Source organism: Pseudomonas akapageensis (assembly GCF_011355085.1).
In the GTDB taxonomy this organism is placed as follows: domain Bacteria; phylum Pseudomonadota; class Gammaproteobacteria; order Pseudomonadales; family Pseudomonadaceae; genus Aquipseudomonas; species Aquipseudomonas akapageensis.
The window spans coordinates 161,366-179,981 of record NZ_VXCP01000002.1 but is presented as its reverse complement, the minus strand read 5'-3'; the positions used below and the strand labels follow the sequence as shown (position 1 = coordinate 179,981).

Here is an 18,616-nt window from a genome sequence, read left to right as displayed (position 1 = left end):
AACTTTTGTTTTAACAACTAACGGTACGGGTTAGGGTGTCCTCCTCAACTCAATGGATGGAGAGCGAACTTGCCTCTGCGTAGCACTTTCACACGTTTCTTTCAGTTGGAAGCTGCCAGCGGTCTGTTATTGATTGCAGCTGCGGCCCTTGCCCTGATTATCAACAACTCACCGCTGTCGTTCCTTTACAACGGCCTGCTCGATACCCCGGTCGTGACCCAGGTTGGCGCGCTGAAAATTGCCAAGCCACTGTTGCTCTGGATCAACGACGGCCTGATGGCCCTGTTCTTCCTGCTGATTGGCCTCGAGGTCAAGCGCGAGCTGGTCGATGGCCATCTGTCCAAACCAGCGCAGGTGATCCTCCCGGGCGCGGCGGCCATTGGTGGCATGGTCGTGCCGGCCCTGATCTACTGGGCGCTGAACAAGGACAACCCGCCAGCGGTAGCCGGCTGGGCCATTCCGATGGCGACCGATATCGCTTTCGCCCTGGGTGTACTGGCCCTGTTGGGCAAGCGTGTACCGACCTCGCTCAAACTGTTTCTCATGACCCTGGCCATTATCGATGACCTGGGGGCGATCATTGTCATTGCCGTGTTCTACTCGGGCGAGCTGTCGAGCCTGTCGTTGATGTTGGCCGCGGCCTGCCTGGTCGCGCTGGTGGCGATGAACCGGTTGGGCGTGGTCAAGCTCGGCCCCTACATGATCATCGGCCTGATCCTGTGGGTCTGCGTGCTCAAGAGTGGCGTGCATGCGACGCTGGCTGGCGTGACACTGGCCCTGTGCATCCCGTTGCGCACCCGCAATGCCGAACCTTCCCCCCTCTTGAATCTGGAGCATGCCCTGCACCCCTGGGTGGCCTTTGGCATCCTGCCGCTGTTCGCCTTCGCCAACGCCGGGGTTTCGCTGGCCGGGGTCACCCTGGAGAGCTTCACCCACCACGTTCCGATGGGGATTGCCATCGGCCTGGTGGTGGGCAAGGCCCTGGGTGTTTTCGGCCTGACCTGGCTTGCCGTCAAGATCGGCATCGCCGCCTTGCCGACAGGCGCCAACTGGGGGCAGGTTCTGGGGGTTGCGATACTCTGCGGCATCGGCTTCACCATGAGCCTGTTCGTCGGTTCGCTGGCATTTGAACCCGGCGTCAGCCCGTACGCCGGCATGGACCGCATGGGTATTCTGACCGGCTCGTTCATCGCCGCCGTGCTGGGCTACGCAATCACGGCCATGGCCAGCCGGAAAAACGCTTCCGCCTGACCGGCTCCTGAAACGAAAAAACCCCGACCAGCCAAGGCTGTGTCGGGGTTTTTTCGTTTTGAAGCGGGGTTGAATCAGTGCGCTACGCGGCTGGTGCCGTTGACCGACATGATTCGTACACGCTCGCCAACGCGGAAGACTTCGTTTTCCGCAACCTGCTGTACATAGGCACGCATGCTGCCATCATCTTCACGCACGGTAATTTCCACACCCTGGGTACGGGTGAAACCTTCTTCAGCGGCAGAACCGGCCAGGCCGCCGGCCACGGCACCGATGACGGCAGCGACGACGCTGCCTTTGCCGCCACCCACAGAGCTGCCAGCCACGCCACCAACGATCGCACCCGCACCACCACCGATCGGGGTCTTGGTGCCTTCGATTTTCACCGGGCGCAACGCTTCGATCGTGCCCATGCGCACGGTCTGCACTTGGCGCGCCTCGCTACGGGAATAGGATTCACCGCTCAGGTTCGAGGCACAGCCACCCAACAACAGCGACATTGCGCTCAAGGACGCAAGCAGCAATACGGATTTACGCATTGGATCATCTCCATAAGACAGATATTCATTAAACTCCGCGTCTTGACAGCTGTCACGACACGAGCTGTATAAATTTCGCTTCCATTCAGCTCTAGTACAGGCTGCTTCAATCTTGCAAACGTTGCCGCTGTACCGCATCGGCCAGCGACATGCGCGACGATTTATATGGACTACGCCCATGATAACAGCGACCACCGTGGCAGGTCTGTAGTTCCGCGGTGGGCTCCCTGTCCGGATCAAACGCTGGATGGAGCGGGATCTGGCCCTTTCATTGGCCGCCGATTAAGGCGCCAGGCGCTCGCGCTGCCAGACATTGTCCTGTAGGCGATAGTTGAGGCGATCATGCAAGCGGCTGGGGCGCCCCTGCCAGAACTCGATGCGCTCGGGCAACAGGCGATAGCCCCCCCAATGCTCGGGGCAATGAGGCTGCGCATCGCTGAAACGCTGCTCGGTGCTTTTGAGCAACCCTTCGAGCTCGGCCCGATCGGCAATCACCTGGCTCTGCGGAGAAGCCCAGGCACCCAGGCGACTGCCCAGCGGTCGCACCTGATAATAGGCATCGGACTCTTGCGGCGTGACCCTTTCCACCCGGCCTTCGATGCGCACCTGACGCTCCAGGGCCGGCCAGAAAAAGGTCATCGCCGCAAACGGGTTGACCGCCAACTGCTGCCCCTTGGCACTATCGTAGTTGGTGAAAAAGGTAAAACCCTGGTCGTCCAGCCCTTTGAGCAACAGGACCCTGCAATGCGGTCGACCGTCCTGGTCCACCGTGGCCAGCACCATGGAATTGGCCTCGACCGGCAACTGCTCGGTCTTGACCGCCTGTTCGAACCATTTGCGAAACAGCTCGAACGGTTCGGCTGGGGCCTGTTCTTCAGTCAGGCCATCGCGGGCATATTCACGGCGCATGGCGGCCAGGGTCTGGGTCATTACAGCGTTCCTTTGCTATCAGTTGGTCTTCGCCGCAGCAGCCGGCTCAGCTTTTTTCGTTTCCGAAGCCTTCTTGGCAGGTGCGGTGGATTTCTTCGCAGCCGTGGACTTGGTCGGAGCAGCCTTCTTCGCCGTACTGGCTTTCTTGGCCGGGGCGGCCTTGGCAGTGGATTTGGTGGCGGCCTTGGCCGGAGTTTTCTCCGGAGCCTTCGCCTCGGGCTTGGCCGCAACCGGTGCAACTGGCGCCGGGGCAGGCATATTGTACTTGCTCAGCAGCGCCCGCATGGTGTCCTGCGGTGTCACCACCATTTCTACCCGACGATTCAACGCGCGGCCCTGTTGGCTGTCGTTGGCTGCACGTGGCATGTCCGAGCCCAGGCCACGCAGCGACATGCGATCACGCTGCAAACCGCTGAGGCGGAAAATCGCGGCAACCGATTGCGCCCGCTCCTGGCTCGTCTTCTGGGCAGCCGCAGCTGCGCCACTGGAGTCGCCATGGCCCAATACCAGCACGGCAGTCTTGGGGTCGCTCTCGATGACCTTGGCTACCCGAGTGATCGGGCCGAGGGAGTTTGGCAACAGCATGGCTGGCCGATCCGGGTTGAACGAGCTATCGACAGGAACGATGATGATCAGCGCGTTATCGTGACGCTCCAGTTCGAACTTGCTGTCCTTGATCGCTTCACGCATACGCGGCTCATAGCTGTCGAGCCAGGCCTGAGTGACTTTCGGGTCGGGCATCGGCACTGCCTTGGTCGTTTCTTTCTTGGCGCCGAACGGCCACCACCAGCGGCTGCCGTCGTCAGCCTTGGCCGTCTGGGCCTTGGCAACCGGAGCGGGAGCTGGAGCGGGAGCCGCGGGTTTGGCATCAGCCTTGGCGCCCCCATCCTTCGCTGCACCCTTGACCTCCTTGTCGGCCACTTTATCGGCACCGAAAGGCCACCAGGACGGACCACTGCCAGCACCACCGTGCTGTGGCGTCTGGGCGCAACCTGCAGCGACCAGGCAGAACGCAAGAGCGAGCGATTTATGTGAGGACATCAGACTTTCACACCTTGAAAATGAACGGAAAAACGAGCCGAGCGGCTCGCATAAGTAAATGATTTGAAAACACAAAAACCAGTCGGTTCCAGCAGGTCGTCGGCTAGTGGCCCACACAGGCCACTAATTCGATTACAGGCAGCCTCCCAACACCCGCACCAGCTTCTGCGCCCGAGGGTCCATGAGGACGTACGGACCCAGCGTGTTGGTCACGAAACCGAAGGCCAGGTCATGTTCGGGATCGGCAAAACCGACCGAACCACCGGCACCCGGGTGGCCAAATGCCTTGGCACCGAGGCCGAAAGTCGCATTGGGCACCTGGGGTTGATCGAGCATACAGCCCAGGCCGAAACGGGTCTGGGTCAGCAGGGTCTTGTCGGCGCCGACGCTATGTTCGCGGGTCAGCTCATCGAGCAGTTCGGCCTCCAGCAGGCTGCCATCGAGCAAGCCGCTGTAGAAACCGGCCAGGCTGCGCGCATTGCCATGCCCATTGGCGGCTGGTTGTTGCATGCGTCGCCATTCTGGCTTGTTGGTACTGGTCAGGATCGATGGCGGGTTGGTGAAGGCGCGCGTGGACATGGCCTCAGGTTCACGCAGGGTGACCTGCAGCAGGCGCTGGGCCGCTTCATCACCCATGTTGCCCTTGCTTCGAGCGATATGGGCAACCCGATGAAATTCTGCATCGGCCAGCCCCACATGGAAATCAAGGCCGAGCGGCCGCGCCACCCGGGCCACGATCGACTCTCCCGGACCGCGCCCGTCGGCGCGGCGGATCAATTCGCCGAGCAACCAACCGTAGGTAATGGCGGCGTAGCCATGCCCTTGCCCCGGCGTCCACCAGGGAGCTTCGGCAGCCAACGCATCGACCATGGTTTGCCATTGATACAAGGCTTCGGCCGGCAACAGCTCACGCAGCGCCGGCAAGCCTGCCTGATGGCAGAGCAACTGGCGCAAGGTGATGGCTTGCTTGCCGGCCGCGGCAAACTCTGGCCAATAGCGGGCGACCGGTACATCCAGTTGCAACTTGCCTTCGGCGACCAGTTGCAGCGCGGTGACTGCAGTAAAGGTCTTGGTGCAGGAGAACAGGTTGGCAATGGTGTCACTGTGCCATGCCTCGCTCCCGTCCTTGTCGGCGGTACCGGCCCAGAGATCAAGCACGGTTTCTCCGCCGATCTGGACACACAACGCGGCGCCACGCTCTTGCGGATCATCGAACAGCGTGGCAAAGGCTTCGCGCACGGCTTCGAACTTAAGCTCGTAATGGCCCTGAATCTGCACCTGGTGACTCCCTGCACTACCATTTTTCAAAGTGGCGGGCATTGTTCCAGCCCTTGCAGGTTTTGTGAACAGACGCGTGCCAAGCGGTCAATCGACTGCTGGCCCTTCACTGTTCTGAACCAGCCTGGTCGGCGTTATCTTCAGGCTCCTCATCGGTACCCTTGTCCGGGCTGATATCGCCACCCGGCGTTGCGGTCGCAGCGATCTTGCCCACCTGCTGCACGGTCTGCAGATTGCTCTTGCGCACGGCGCCGACAAAGCCCTGGAACGGCACATCGGTAATCCCGACCAGACCAAAGTGCCCGTTCTCACCATCGAGCAAACGCCCGGTCACCGGTTCGTCGAGGTATTGGAACCAGTGCGCGCCGACGATCGACGGTTCGCTCACCGCCGCCTTGAGGAACGCCGCATAAGCGGAGCCACGGTCCTCTTCCCTGGCGACTTCCATCATGCCCGGCCAGAACGGCCCACGGTCACGCGAGCCGAAATTGAACTCGCTGACCAGCACAGGTTTATCCAGTGTTTTCAAGCGGGCGAAATCGTAGCCATCCTGCGGCTTGGGCGTGTAGAAATTGAAGCTCAGGACATCGCAGAACTTCGCGCAGGCGTCGACGGCTTCAGGCGTGCTCACGCCAAAACGGCCACCCAACAACAAATGATTGGGCGCGTGCCAATTCAGTGAATCGGAAATGGTCTTGAAGTAGGTTTCCGCGAATACCTGCTGGAAATATTTGAAGTCGGCTTCGATCTCGGGGTGTTCGGCACTCGGCAATGGCGGCTCGAACCCCGGGTCTTCCATCAGCTCCCACGCCGGCAGGTCGATCCCCCAGGCCTTGGACAGCCCCTCCTGGTTACGATATTTGTCGCGCAACTGCTTGAGGAATGCTCGCTTGGCCGGTACATCGGTGGTCAGGCGCAAGGTGCCATATGCCAGGGCATAGCGCGACTTCGGATCGTCGCCGGGGCCGGCCCAGGCCAGTTCGTTATCCGCGAAATAGCCCACCAGCCAGGGGTCATCACGATGATCGCGGGCAGCGATGGCCACGGCCCGCTCGGTGGCCATGGCAAAGCGCGGGTCGAAAGGATCCGGCATGCCGCCCCACCAGTCGGCCCCGGTGCTGATACTGGCGTAATCGCCGACGATCGACAGCGGCAAGGTGTAAGGCACCCGGGTATCTGGCACAAGGCTCGGATCGCTCCAGTCACCCACTGTATTGAAGCCCCAGGCCAACAAACGGTCGAGGGTATGGGACTGCCAGCGCTTGGCATCGAAAGCCGGTGCTGGGCACGGCGCGACTGCGGGTTTCTCGCCGGTAGTTTCGGCCGGTACGGCATCGACCTTGGCGGCCTCTGCGCCGACTGCCTTGGGCATTTCGGGCTTCACGCAGGGCTGGCCGTACGCGCGGGCCAGGTTGGCCGCGTAGAAGTCGTACCAGCGACCGTTGGCATAGCCCCGGTCTTTCGAGGAGCCGTTGCCATCGCGGTTGTCACCCTCGCCGTAGTAATGGGCCAAGGGATCTTCACCCTGGGGCAGGGCCGAGAACATCCACTCGCGCCCGCCGACATAGGTCTTGCCGCCATCGGCTGCAACGGCATTGACTCCCAGCGAATAGAAAGGATGGCCTTCGGGCGTGACCAGGTACCAGCGACCATCGCGCTTTTCGGTACGGAAGAAGCCCTTGGCCTCAAACCCCGGGCCCAGGATCCAGCCGCCAAACTTGTCCAACGGTTGTTTAGCGCGCTCGGCGAGCCAGGTCTTGAGTTGTTGCTGCTCCTTGCTCGCCGCGGCCTTTAGCTGTTCGTCGCTGCCGACCTTTTCCGGCCATTTGCCCCTCGAGTACTGGCCATAGCCATCGGCAATCGCGTTGTAGGCCGCTTTTTGCAGCTCATCGCCCTCCTGCACGCCAAAGCGTTCCAGCAGGATGCTCTGGGCCACGGCCGGCTTGTTCATCGACAGGGTCACCGAAACCACCTTGCTCAAGTCCAGTTCGCCGGCACTGCTGGCCAGCAACAGGCGCTGCCCCTCCTGCTGCCAGGGCATGGGCGGGCCGGCACGCATGCCCTGGCTCAAGGGTGAATTGGCGCGCAATGGCACCAGCAATGTCTGCGCCGGGCCGGCCGGGAGGTCGACGCGGCTGGTCAGGGTCTTGCCGTCGCTGCTCTGGATGGTCACATCCACAGTCACCGCCCAGTTCATCGCGCTTTGGATACGCAATGTCATGGCGCTGGCCGCAGTCCAGTCCCACGCGCCATTTTGCGGCGTCAGGCGCAGGCTCGGACGCTCGACCGGATTGAACACGACCCGGCGCAACACTTCGCCTTCGGCCGTCTGCTCCGCGTTTTGCTGTGGCAGGCTGGCATCCTCGGTCGCCACCTTTACCACATCAGCCGGGCGAACGAAGTTGAACAGCGTCTGCTGCGCCGCCCATGACGGGGCGGCGAAAAGCAGTGCGAATACAGCGGGCAGCGAACGGCAAATCATATGAATCCAGCTCTCCTTGATGGCTCGGGCGTTAAATGGCAGTGAATAGACAACGCCCCGAGGGATTGATGCCGTGGCGCGTCAGGAAATTTCCCGGCGAAACGGCGGCAAGGCATTGAGAATAGCCTTGCCATAGCGTTGCGTGACGACTCGCCTGTCAAGCAAGGTGATGGTGCCGCGATCTTCCTCGGTGCGCAGCAGGCGACCGCAGGCCTGGATCAGACGCAACGAAGCGTCGGGCACGGCAATTTCCATGAAGGGGTTGCCGCCGCGTGCCTCGATCCATTCGGCCAGGGCCGCCTCGACCGGATCATCCGGCACTGCAAAGGGGATCTTGGCAATGACTACATGCTCGCAATAGGCGCCAGGCAGGTCGACCCCTTCGGCGAAGCTGGCCAGGCCGAACAGCACGCTGGAATCGCCGCCGTCGACGCGCGCCTTGTGCTTGTTCAGGGTTTCCTGCTTGGACAGATTGCCCTGGATGAAGACCTGCTTGCGCCAATCGCGGTCAAGCCCGTCGAATACGTCCTGCATCTGCTTGCGCGATGAAAACAGCACCAGGGTGCCACGGGAGCCTTCGACCAGGTCCGGCAGGTCGCGGATGATGGCTGCGGTATGGGCGGCGGCATCGCGGGGGTCGGCGCGCAGGTCCGGCACGCGCAACAAGCCGGCGTCGGCGTGATGGAAAGGGCTCGGCACGATAGTGGTCACGGCGCCCTTGGGCAGCCCGGCACGCATGCGGTAGCGGTCGAACTTGCCCAGCGCGGTCAGGGTCGCGGAGGTCACCAGGGCGCCGTAGGCAACGTTCCACAGATTGCGCCGCAGCATTTCGGCCGCAAGGATGGGGCTGGCGTTGACTTCGATATCGAACAACGCCCCGCTTTCGGCCAGGGTCAACCAGCGCGCCATGGGCGGGCTGTCTTCCGGGTCTTCGGCAGTGAAGGCCGTCCACAGCTCCCAGTTGCCCTGGGCGCGCATCAGCAAGCTGCCGAACAGTGGGTACCACTCCTCCGCCTGATGGCTGGCGATGCCGATGTTGACCTCGCCATCCATGCCTTCCTTGAGCAATTCGGTAAGACGGGTGAAAAGATCGGTCAGGCGAGAAAAACCCTTCTTCAGTTCGATACCCATCTCGCGCATGTGTTCGGGCACGACACCTGCGACGAAACGATGACGCGGGCGTTCGCGGCCTTCCATGTCTTCACCGGCCTTGAAGTCGGCCAATTGCTCGCAGGCGCTGAACATGAACTGCTGGTGAGTCTTGATCTCCCGGGCAAGCTCGGGAACCTGCTCGATCAACTTGCCAAGGTCACCCGGCAACGGATGCTGGGCCAGCAGTTTGGTCAGGTTCTTGGCCGTTTGCTCCAGCCAGTCGGCGGTGGAGCGCAGGCGCGTGTAGTGGGCGAAGTGGCCGATGGCCTTGTCCGGCAGGTGATGGCCTTCGTCGAACACGTACATGGTGTCGCGCGGGTCCGGCAGCACGGCGCCGCCGCCCAGGGCCAGGTCGGCCAGGACCATGTCATGGTTGGTGACGATGACATCGACCTTGCCCATGCCTTCACGGGCCTTGTAGAAGGCACATTGCTGGAAGTTCGGGCAATGGCGATTGGTGCATTGGCTGTGATCGGTGGTCAGGCGCGCCCAATCCTGGTCTTCCAGGGCCTGGGGCCAACTGTCGCGGTCGCCGTCCCACTTATTGCCGGCGAGCTTCTCGATCATGCTGGTAAACAGCTTCTGGCTGGCTTCATCCACCTCGATCTTGAAGCCTTCCTCTTCGAACAGCTGCGCCGTGGCGCTCTGTGCGTGACCTTCCTGCAGGAGAATGTCGAGCTTCGACAGGCACAGGTAGCGACCCCGGCCCTTGGCCAGGGCAAAGCTGAAGTTCAGCCCGCTGTTGCGTATCAGGTCAGGCAGGTCCTTGTGGACGATCTGCTCCTGCAGGGCGACGGTGGCCGTGGCGATGACCAGGCGCTTGCCCGCGGCCTTGGCGGCGGGAATCGCCGCCAGGCTGTAGGCCACGGTCTTGCCGGTACCGGTACCGGCCTCGACGGCAACCACGGCAGGATCACCACTGCGCCGGCCTTCATCGTCGCACTCGATATCGCCCAGCACCTTGGCGACTTCAGCAATCATCAAACGCTGGCCGTAGCGAGGCTTGAGGCTCTTGGCTTCGAGAAAACGCGAATAGGCGCCCTGGATCTGGGATTTGAGTTCGTTACTGATCATGATTCTGGGGCGCGCAAGCCTGGATAAATTTTCAGTGTTTCGGATGGGCCGCTATCATACCCCGCTATTGAATCGAGCGCTGAACGGAGATCCTGCATGACCCCCTTTGCTATCCCCTACACCTTGCATGTTCTGGCAGCCCTGATTTGGGTCGGCGGCATGTTCTTCGCCTGGATGATCCTGCGGCCAGCGGCCATGACAGCCCTTGAAGGCCCGGCCCGATTGACGTTGTGGGTGGAAGTTTTCCGACGTTTTTTTGTCTGGGTCTGGATTGCCGTGCTGATTCTTCCGATCAGCGGCGTCGGCATGCTCCACATGCGCTATGCCGGATTCGACGCCGCGCCACGTTATGTCCAGGTCATGATGGGGCTTTATGTCGTCATGACGGCGCTGTTCATCCGCATCCAGTCGCTGCAATTGCCGCAGTTGCGTCGCGCAGTGGAAGCAGCGGACTGGCCGAGCGGGGCTGCTACCCTGGGGAAAATCCGTCGCCTGGTGGGGATCAACCTGATCATTGGGCTGGTGTTGGTGGCAATCGCTGCGGCGCGGCCGATGTTCTGACTGAGAACTGCGTCGCCTGCACCCTCGTTCCCACGCTCTGCGTGGGAATGCCGGATGAGACGCTCCAGCGTCGAGGGCGCGATGCAGAGCGTCAGGGGATGCATTCCCACGCGGAGCGTGGGAACGAGGAGCTCCCACAGAGTCAGCTGCGAATTACAATCGCTGTACCGAAACAGTCCCTGCCGCACCCGCCACCCCAGGCTGCCCCGGCAGTCCCGGCTGGCCACTGCGACCACCCTCGGCGCGGTAGACCAGACAACCTTTGCCTGCCCCACCTGCGCCCGCCTTGCCCGGCGTCCCCGCCTGACCACCGGCCCCGCCTTCGACACGGACCTTGATCTGCTGCGCAGGGAAATCTCGCGGCAACTGCAACGTTACCTGTGCGCCTGCCGCACCGTCATGGCCATCGCCGCCATTGTCACCATCGGCGCCCTGCCCCGCCTGCCCCCAGGTGCAACCGGCCGCCTTGCCATTGGCACCGTCCAGCCCAAAATAACCCGGTGCGCCGGCACCACCCCGGGCGTCCACTGACAGTTCCTGCGCACTCAGCGATTGCAACTGCAAGCTAAGGTTACGCCCCGGCAGGGCCGGTTTCTGGTAAGTGCCCGGCGCACCGCGTGCCGTGATCTGGCTGCCAGCGCCCAATTGCACATGCTTGGCGTACAACCGCAATTCCTGCTCGCCAGGCACGATGGCGATCCGCGCCTCATGCCCCAGACGCAGTTCTCCCACATTCAGTTCAGTCAAGCTGGATGGGATCAGCAACGTGCCGTAATCGGCCACTTCCAGACGATCAAGCTGCACGACGCTGGCATTTCCGGGCAATCGCATCAGCGAATTGGCATCGACGCTGATGGTTTGCGCCATGGCAATGGGGCTGAACAATGCAGCCAAAACAAGCAACTTACGCATGGCGGGTGCCCCCCACCGGTGCCCGAATCGACTGCACGTGGAAGATGCCCACCAACAGAATCTGCAAACGATCGAACCAGCGATGGCTGCGGCCGCGCAAGCCGTGATTGAACAGCAAGACTTCAAGTACATGGATCAGCAACAGCGCGGCGCCTGCGGCATTGATCAATTGATGGAACGGATTGACCATGGGCATGAACAGATTCAACAGCACCACCCACCAGAACACTACCGTCAGTGCCTTGCCCACACCCCAAAACCACTTCATATACGCCCCTTGCAGATTATTCTTGGTATAGAGGAGCGATCGGAATCACCCCTGCGAGTTTCGCGCAGGGTTCAAGCTTTATTTGTTGAACCACGACACGAAATCTCCTGCAGGCACAGTAACGGCTTGGCGGTCTCCTGTGCCAGTGCCGGAGGTCAGTTTCAATTCAAATGGAGTTCCACCCGGCGGTTCTGCGCGCGGCCTTCTGCGGTGGCGTTATCGGCGATCGGCTCGCTCTCGCCCAGTCCCTCACTGGTGACCTTGTCCGCCGAAATGCCCTGTGTGATCAGGAAATCCGCGACACTCCTTGCGCGACGTTCCGACAGACGCTGGTTATAGGCGTCTGCGCCCTGGCTGTCGGTATAACCGACGACCTTGATGCGGGTTACGCCAGGGTTGTTGAGCCTGTCCATCAAGGCCGTCAACTTGCGGGTAGCCGAAGGCGTCAACTCGTCGGAATTGACGGCAAAACTGACGTTATCTTCATCATTCAAGGTAATGACATCGGAAACGGGTGCAGGCGCCGGCTCGCTGACCGGATATTGCGGCAGCGGGCAACCATTGTGACTGACAGGGGTGTTAGCGGGTGTGTCGGGGCAACGGTCACGGCGGTCGTACACGCCATCACCGTCTTCGTCGCCATCCTGGGCATAGCAGATCAGGCCGCCGGCAATGGCTCCAAATGCCGCCCCGCCAGCTGCCCATGCCGAACTTTCGATAGAACCGAGCCCGCCACCGGCCAACCCGCCAAGCAGGCTGCAGACAGGCCAGGTACGTTGATTGAGGGGGGCACTGCCATCGCTGGTGGTGGCGCAGCCTGAAAGTACGCTGCTGAGGAGAAGGAGGGGAACCGCTGCCTTGGCGAACACACTCATAAATAATACTCCTGTGTCACCGGCCAATGCCGGTCACACAGGAGTAAAGACCGGCCTGTAACACTTCACAAGCCGGTGATGGCACGGGTTTCAGCGGTTGATCTTGATCTCCACGCGGCGGTTCATGGCGCGTCCATCCGCAGTACTGTTATCGGCTATCGGCTGGCTTTCACCCATGCCCACGACCGAAACGAAGCTGCTGCGCGGTACGCCGCTTTCCACCAGATAATCAGTCACCGACTGCGCACGCCGCTGCGAGAGTTTCTGGTTATAGGCATCGCTACCCACGCTGTCGGTATGTCCGGTTACGCTCAGGCGGGCACTCGGTGCTTCCTGTTTCAGGCGAGTGGCAACCTTGTCCAGACGCATCTTGTCGGAGCTGGTCAGCTTGGCCGAGTTGAACTCGAAGAGGACATCACGAATAACGATCACTTCTTCCTTGACCACGACCGCTTCCTCTACTGGAGCAGGTGGTGGTGGTTCGTGTTTCTCAGGTACGCCACCATGCACCCAGCAATAGGCGGACGCAAAGCCTGCGCCAATGAGAGCACCCCAACCAGCCCAGGTTGCGTTCTCTGTGGCACCCAACCCGGCACCCGTCACGCCGCCCACAGCAGCGCACATCGGCCAGTCGGTTTTTTGCAGACCTGCACAACCAGTCAACACACTGGTTAGCAGAACCAGGGGTAACGCTGTGCGCAAAATGCTCATTAACAAATCTCCTCAGGAGGGAACAGCAAAAAAACCACACTCAAGAAGTAAAGACCGGTCACTCCATCTCCGCCAGCAATAAGCCATGATGTAAATAACGAACTTGAAAGCCTAGGCCGCAAACGAAGACCCGGCTAGTCTTGGCAACTAAGGAAAGAGGACACTAGATGACTGATGTTTTTTCTTCGCGCACGCCCCAACAAGCACTGGCGGCACTGCTTGAACTTTACGCGCCCAAGCGTCTTTTGCTGGTCGGTACCGGCTTTCCGGCGCTGGACGCTTTCAAGTCTGCCCACCCGGATGCCGATGTATTCGTGGCGGAGCCTGGGCCTTTGCCCAAGGAGTTGGCCGGGCAACGCTTCGATCTCGCGTTGGCGGTCGGCTGCCTCGAACAACTGAACAAACGCAGCGGCCTGGAACTGCTGGGCGGCATTCGCAATCTCAACGCCAGCCGCATTGCCGTACTTGCCGACCTGGCTGCCTGCGGCTGGAGCGACACCGACTTCTTTTCCCTGGCCCTTCAGGCCAGTGAACGTTTCAAGCGCGACGAGCAGGTATTGAGCCTGTTTACTTATGATCTGCGCGAATACAAACAGGTGCCGGACTGGCTGAACGCCAAGTTCTGGGCGAACCCGCAAAATTTTGGCAAATATTGGTGGTGATCGAATGAGTGTCTCGATCTGTCCCTGCGGCAGCGGCAATTTACTGGACGCCTGCTGCGGGCATTATCACGCCGGTCATCCGGCCCCCGATGCGCAATCGCTGATGCGCTCTCGCTACAGCGCTTATGTGCTGGGGCTGATCGATTATCTGGTGAGCACCACCCTGCCCGCGCAACAGACCGGGCTCGATCGCCAGTCGATCAGTGACTGGAGCGCACAAAGCACCTGGCTGGGGCTTGAAGTGGAAAGCGCCGAAGTCCTGGGCGGGCAACCCGAGCATGCCTTCGTGACCTTCACCGCCCGCTGGCACGACGACGCCGGCGAGCACAGCCACCGTGAACGCTCCGCGTTCGTACAGAATGAAGGGCGCTGGTACTTCATCGATCCGACAGTTCCACTCAAGGCCGGGCGCAACGATCCCTGCCCTTGCGCCAGCGGCCAGAAGTTCAAGAAATGCTGCGCCAGCTACATTAATACCTGAGCGGGAGTGCACTTGATCCAGAGGATGGCCGGAGACGCAAAATGCATGCACGGGCACGAACGACAACCTTAATTGCCCTACTCATTCTACTGAGCCTCGGGGGTTGTTCGACCTGGCTTTTCGGCAACTTCCAGGACCCGGAGATCCATCTGGTCAAGGTCGAAATCGTCAAGGCCAAGCTGATGGAGCAGAAATTCATGCTGCATTTTCGCATCGACAACCCCAACGACTCGAGCTTGCCCATTCGCGGCCTGCAATACACCCTTTACCTCAACGACATCCTGCTGGCCGACGGCGAGTCGAGCGACTGGTTCACGGTTCCGGCCAATGGCCACGAGTATTACCAGGTTCCGGTGCGCACCAACCTGTGGCAGCACCTGAAAGAGATCGTGAAGGAGCTGAAGAAAACCGACCAGCCGATCCGTTATCGGCTCGAAGGCGAACTGGCAACCGGATTATTCTTCGGTCACGACCTGCACTTGGCGCGCAGTGGTGAGATAATTCCCGGCAAATTTATTCCGGAGTAACCCCAGATGACCCAGCAACCCCACGTTCATGGCCCAGACTGCAACCACGATCATGATCATCATCACGACCATGACCACGGCCATGTTCACGGTCCGCACTGCAACCACGAACCCCAGGAGCCGGTACGCAACGCCCTGAAGGACGTCGGTCGCAACGATCCTTGCCCGTGCGGCAGCAACAAGAAATTCAAGAAGTGCCACGGCGCTTGAGCACCAGAAATGGCCTGACAATCAGGCCGTTTTCTTTTTTGCAAATAAAGGCCCTGCCCCTCCTTGCGTGGCGGCATCGCGCTCACTAACGTAGCGCCTTTCCGTTGTCAGCCCCGCAGGAGCCTTGCCATGGCCTCGCCAGCCTTCACACATTTTCTTCCCCGGTTCGGCGCCGCCGCAGCTGTGGTCGGGCTGTTGAGCCTGGCCGGATGCCAGTCCTGGCTCTCTGGCAGCAACGACAGCCTGCCACCCACCACCGGGGTGGAACCGCTCAAGGGGCTGGCGCAGAACGTTTCGGTGCGGCGCAATGCCATGGGCATGCCGCTGATCGAAGCCAGCAACTTCCACGACGCCCTGTTCGCCATGGGTTACGTGCATGCCAGTGACCGCATCAGCCAGATGGTCGGCATGCGCCTGATCGCCCAGGGTCGTCTGGCTGAAATGGCCGGTCCCGGCGTGCTCGAGATCGACCGTTTCATGCGCACGGTCAATCTGAAGAAGGATGCCAACGAGCTCTATGCAGCCTCCTCGCCCCGGCTCAAGCGCTTCTTCGAAGTCTACGCCCGCGGGGTCAACGCCTACCTGTTCCGCTACCGCGACAAGCTGCCGATGGACCTGGCCAAGTCCGGCTATCGCGCGGAGTACTGGAAGCCGGAAGACTCTGCGCTGATCTTCTGCCTGTTGAATTTCGGCCTGTCGGTCAATCTGCAGGAAGAAATCGCTTCCCTGGTCCTGGCGCAGAAAGTCGGCAGCGACAAGCTGGCCTGGCTGCTGCCGAGCTATCCGGACGAGCCGTTGCCCTTCGATGAAGCCGACAAGCTCAAGGGCTTGAGCCTGGGCGGCCAGATCGCAGGCCTTGGCGACCTGAACAGAGTCGCCAGCCAACTCACCGACCTCAACATGCTCGGCGTGGCCGCCTCGAACAACTGGGCCATCGCGCCCCAGCGCAGCCGCCTGGGCAAAAGCCTGCTGGCCAACGATACCCATCTGCCGATCGCGATTCCCTCGGCCTGGAACTATGTGCAGATCCGCTCGCCGAAGTACCAGGCCGCCGGCGTTTCCCTCGCCGGTGTGCCGGGCATCGTCGCAGGCTTCAATGGCAAGCTGGCCTGGGGCATGACCATGGTCATGGGCGATAACCAGGACCTGTTCCTGGAAAAGGTCAAGCGCGAAGGCAACCGCCTGCTCTATGAGGTCGACGGCAAGTGGCAACCGGCCATCGCCCGCAACGAAACCTATTTCATCAAGGGCCAGCGCCCGATCCGCGAGACGGTCTATGAAACCCGTCACGGCCCGCTGCTCAACAGTGCCCTGGGCGAGCGCAAGAATGACTTGCAACCCATGGCGTTCAACAGTGGCTATGGCCTGGCCCTGCAGACGCCGGACCTCAAGGGCGACAAGAGCATGGACGCGCTGTTCGACCTGTCCCGCGCCCAGAACGTGGAAAAGGCCTTCGAAGCCAGCCGCGAAATCCGTGCCTCGGCGCTGAACCTGATGTTCGCCGACGCCCAGAATATCGGCTGGCAAGTGACCGGCCGCTTCCCTAACCGGCGCGAAGGCGTCGGCCTGCTGCCGTCTCCGGGTTGGGAGGGGCGCTATGACTGGGACGGTTACGCCGACCCCATGCTGCACCCTTACGACCAGGACCCGGCCCAGGGCTGGCTCGGTACCGCCAACCAGCGCACCGTGCCCCGCGGCTATGGCATGCAACTGTCCAACTCCTGGTACTACCCCGAGCGTGGCGAACGCATTGCCGAACTGGCCGGTGTCGGCAAGCACGACACGCGCAGCATGATCGCCATGCAGTACGACCAGACCACCCTCTTCGCCGTCAAATTGAAGAAGATGTTCGAAGCCCCGGGCATGGCCCAGCCGCTCAAGCAGGCTATCGACGCCTTGCCCGAAGCCGATCGCAGCAAGGCACGCGAAGCCTACAGCCGGCTGATGGCCTTCGATGGCAAGCTCGCGCCACAATCAGCCGACGCCGCACTGTACGAACTGTTCCTGCAGGAAAGCGCCAAGCAGACCTTCCTCGATGAACTGGGCCCGGAAACCAGCCCGACCTGGAAGGCCTTCGTCGCCAATGCCGACCTGTCCTACTCGGCCCAGGCCGACCACCTGCTCGGCCGCGAAGACAGCCCGTACTGGGATGACATCAAGACCGCGCAGAAAGAAGACAAACCGGCCATCCTCGCGCGCAGCCTGGCTGCAGCCATCAGCAGCGGCGAAAGCCAGCTGGGCAACGATCGCAGGGCCTGGCAATGGGGCAAGCTGCACCACTACACCTGGACTTCCGACAGCAGCAAACTGGCGCCCTTCATGAGCGTAGGCGATCGCACCGGGATCAATGCCTTGAGCAGTTACCTGAATCGCGGCCCGGTCCCTGCAGGCGGCGACCACACGACCCTGAACACCTCGGCCTATCACTGGGGGCAGGACTTCGATACCTGGTTGATTCCGGCCATGCGCATGGTGGTCGATTTCGGCCAGGCCGAACCCATGATCGGTCTAAACAGTACGGGCCAATCCGGTAACCCGGCCAGCCCGCACTACGCCGATGGCATCGATGCCTGGCTCAAGGGCCAGTACATGAGCTTCCCGATGCAACCGCAAAACTTCGACAAGACCTATGGCAGCAAGCGCCTGACTTTGGTGCCAGGGAAATAATGAGAGCTCACATGCGCGCACTCTTTTGGTGCGCGCATGTGAGCAAGCTGGAGGGGGGACGCACCGCTGAGCGACAAGGCTTTTGAGCACACCGCTCAAACACTTGTTCGAGCACTATGGTGCGGAACTTGCTATATCTGTGAAGTCTGGCATTTGCCGGTAACGTACCTTTCGCTTTTCCAATGCTGATTTGGATCTAAGGACTGCACAATGAAAAAAGCATGGCTGACGCTGTCTGCACTGGCTCTATGTCTGTCGGCAGGCTCCACCCTGGCCAAGGAATACAAAGAGCTGCGCTTTGGCGTCGATCCTTCCTACGCCCCTTTTGAATCCAAGGCCGCCGATGGCAGCCTGGTCGGCTTCGACATCGACCTGGGCAACGCGATTTGCGCTGAACTGAAGGTCACGTGCAAGTGGGTCGAAAGCGATTTCGACGGCATGATCCCTGGCCTGAAAGCCAACAAGTTCGACGGCGTGATCTCTTCGATGACCGTAACCGAGGCGCGTCAAAAGGCCATCGACTTCTCCACCGAACTGTTCTCGGGCCCCACGTCTTTCGTGTTCAAAAAAGGCTCCGGCCTGAGCGATGCGGCTTCCCTCAAAGGTAAAAAAGTCGGTTACGAGCAGGGCACTATTCAAGAAGCCTACGCCAAGGCCGTATTGGACAAGGCCGGGGTAGAAACCAAGGCCTATGCCAACCAGGACCAGGTCTATGCTGACCTGACCTCCGGCCGTCTGGATGCCTCCGTCCAGGATATGCTGCAAGCCGAACTGGGCTTCCTGAAGTCGCCACAAGGCGCCGATTATGAAGTGAGCAAGCCGGTTGACGATCCTCTGCTGCCAGCAATCACCGCAGTGGGTATTAAGAAAGGTAACACTGAGCTGAAAGCACTTTTGGATAAAGGTATCAAAGCGTTACACGATGATGGCACCTATGCCACTATCCAGAAGAAACACTTCGGCGACCTGAACCTGTACAGCGGCAAATAAGCTGC

At 61.0% G+C, this 18,616-nt stretch carries 18 protein-coding genes; 8 read left to right on the top strand and 10 right to left on the bottom strand.

Annotation, left to right across the window (positions count from 1 at the left end):
* Nucleotides 1-69 precede the first annotated feature (69 nt).
* Nucleotides 70-1,251 (top strand): Na+/H+ antiporter NhaA, encoded by a 1,182-nt coding sequence (nhaA, locus tag F2S13_RS02695; RefSeq protein WP_166358800.1) that lies wholly within the window; start codon nucleotides 70-72, stop codon nucleotides 1,249-1,251.
* A gap of 74 nt (nucleotides 1,252-1,325) precedes the next feature.
* On the opposite strand, the gene F2S13_RS02690 is transcribed toward nhaA, so the two are convergent.
* The 6 genes from F2S13_RS02690 to dinG form a co-directional block, all read right to left on the bottom strand.
* Entirely contained in the window at nucleotides 1,326-1,790 is a 465-nt protein-coding gene (locus F2S13_RS02690; RefSeq protein ID WP_166358798.1) for an outer membrane lipoprotein, read from the bottom strand.
* Nucleotides 1,791-2,072: 282 nt separating this feature from the next.
* Nucleotides 2,073-2,720: a pyridoxamine 5'-phosphate oxidase gene (gene pdxH, locus F2S13_RS02685; RefSeq protein WP_166358796.1), complete on the bottom strand. Its 648-nt coding sequence runs from the start codon at nucleotides 2,718-2,720 to the stop codon at nucleotides 2,073-2,075.
* Between the two features lie 18 nt (nucleotides 2,721-2,738).
* A complete protein-coding gene (locus F2S13_RS02680) occupies nucleotides 2,739-3,761 on the bottom strand; it encodes an OmpA family protein (RefSeq protein WP_166358794.1) in 1,023 nt (340 codons plus the stop codon).
* Nucleotides 3,762-3,893: 132 nt separating this feature from the next.
* The gene (locus F2S13_RS02675) at nucleotides 3,894-5,039 is read right to left on the bottom strand and encodes a serine hydrolase domain-containing protein (RefSeq protein WP_343047041.1); all 1,146 of its coding nucleotides are present in this window, start codon (nucleotides 5,037-5,039) and stop codon (nucleotides 3,894-3,896) included.
* A gap of 106 nt (nucleotides 5,040-5,145) precedes the next feature.
* Complete coding sequence (locus F2S13_RS02670) at nucleotides 5,146-7,521, bottom strand: beta-agarase (RefSeq protein ID WP_166358790.1); 2,376 nt, start codon at nucleotides 7,519-7,521, stop codon at nucleotides 5,146-5,148.
* Between the two features lie 81 nt (nucleotides 7,522-7,602).
* Nucleotides 7,603-9,747 carry an ATP-dependent DNA helicase DinG gene (dinG, locus tag F2S13_RS02665; RefSeq protein WP_166358788.1) on the bottom strand — a complete coding sequence of 715 codons (2,145 nt, stop codon included), beginning with the start codon at nucleotides 9,745-9,747 and terminating at the stop codon, nucleotides 7,603-7,605.
* Between the two features lie 96 nt (nucleotides 9,748-9,843).
* On the opposite strand from dinG, the gene F2S13_RS02660 reads away from it, so the two are divergent.
* Nucleotides 9,844-10,308 carry a CopD family protein gene (locus F2S13_RS02660; RefSeq protein ID WP_166358786.1) on the top strand — a complete coding sequence of 155 codons (465 nt, stop codon included), beginning with the start codon at nucleotides 9,844-9,846 and terminating at the stop codon, nucleotides 10,306-10,308.
* Nucleotides 10,309-10,461: 153 nt separating this feature from the next.
* Here the strand turns inward: F2S13_RS02660 and F2S13_RS02655 are convergent, their stop codons facing one another.
* From F2S13_RS02655 to F2S13_RS02640, 4 genes are all read right to left on the bottom strand, one after another.
* The gene (locus F2S13_RS02655; RefSeq protein ID WP_166358784.1) at nucleotides 10,462-11,220 is read right to left on the bottom strand and encodes a collagen-like protein; all 759 of its coding nucleotides are present in this window, start codon (nucleotides 11,218-11,220) and stop codon (nucleotides 10,462-10,464) included.
* Nucleotides 11,213-11,488: a DUF1145 domain-containing protein gene (locus tag F2S13_RS02650; RefSeq protein ID WP_166358782.1), complete on the bottom strand. Its 276-nt coding sequence runs from the start codon at nucleotides 11,486-11,488 to the stop codon at nucleotides 11,213-11,215. The genes F2S13_RS02655 and F2S13_RS02650 overlap by 8 nt, the downstream gene beginning before the upstream one ends.
* Nucleotides 11,489-11,649: 161 nt before the next feature.
* Entirely contained in the window at nucleotides 11,650-12,363 is a 714-nt protein-coding gene (locus tag F2S13_RS02645) for a PA1041 family peptidoglycan-binding anchor lipoprotein (RefSeq protein WP_166358780.1), read from the bottom strand.
* 90 nt (nucleotides 12,364-12,453) lie between these two features.
* Nucleotides 12,454-13,074, bottom strand: coding sequence for an OmpA family protein (locus F2S13_RS02640; protein WP_166358778.1), 621 nt, complete (start codon nucleotides 13,072-13,074; stop codon nucleotides 12,454-12,456).
* A 167-nt stretch (nucleotides 13,075-13,241) separates the two neighbouring features.
* On the opposite strand from F2S13_RS02640, the gene F2S13_RS02635 reads away from it, so the two are divergent.
* The 6 genes from F2S13_RS02635 to F2S13_RS02610 all read left to right on the top strand — a co-directional run bounded on the left by F2S13_RS02635 (nucleotide 13,242) and on the right by F2S13_RS02610 (nucleotide 18,611).
* The gene (locus tag F2S13_RS02635; RefSeq protein WP_166358776.1) at nucleotides 13,242-13,736 is read left to right on the top strand and encodes a DUF6231 family protein; all 495 of its coding nucleotides are present in this window, start codon (nucleotides 13,242-13,244) and stop codon (nucleotides 13,734-13,736) included.
* A 4-nt stretch (nucleotides 13,737-13,740) separates the two neighbouring features.
* The gene (locus F2S13_RS02630; protein WP_166358774.1) at nucleotides 13,741-14,217 is read left to right on the top strand and encodes a YchJ family protein; all 477 of its coding nucleotides are present in this window, start codon (nucleotides 13,741-13,743) and stop codon (nucleotides 14,215-14,217) included.
* Nucleotides 14,218-14,258: 41 nt separating this feature from the next.
* Nucleotides 14,259-14,744, top strand: a complete 486-nt coding sequence (locus tag F2S13_RS02625) for an LEA/WHy family protein (protein WP_166358772.1) — start codon at nucleotides 14,259-14,261, stop codon at nucleotides 14,742-14,744.
* 6 nt (nucleotides 14,745-14,750) lie between these two features.
* On the top strand, nucleotides 14,751-14,954 hold the full coding sequence (locus F2S13_RS02620; protein WP_166358770.1) for an SEC-C metal-binding domain-containing protein: 204 nt from the start codon (nucleotides 14,751-14,753) through the stop codon (nucleotides 14,952-14,954).
* A 129-nt stretch (nucleotides 14,955-15,083) separates the two neighbouring features.
* Nucleotides 15,084-17,621 (top strand): penicillin acylase family protein, encoded by a 2,538-nt coding sequence (locus F2S13_RS02615; protein ID WP_166358768.1) that lies wholly within the window; start codon nucleotides 15,084-15,086, stop codon nucleotides 17,619-17,621.
* A gap of 210 nt (nucleotides 17,622-17,831) precedes the next feature.
* Nucleotides 17,832-18,611, top strand: coding sequence for a transporter substrate-binding domain-containing protein (locus F2S13_RS02610; RefSeq protein WP_166358766.1), 780 nt, complete (start codon nucleotides 17,832-17,834; stop codon nucleotides 18,609-18,611).
* Nucleotides 18,612-18,616 lie beyond the last annotated feature (5 nt).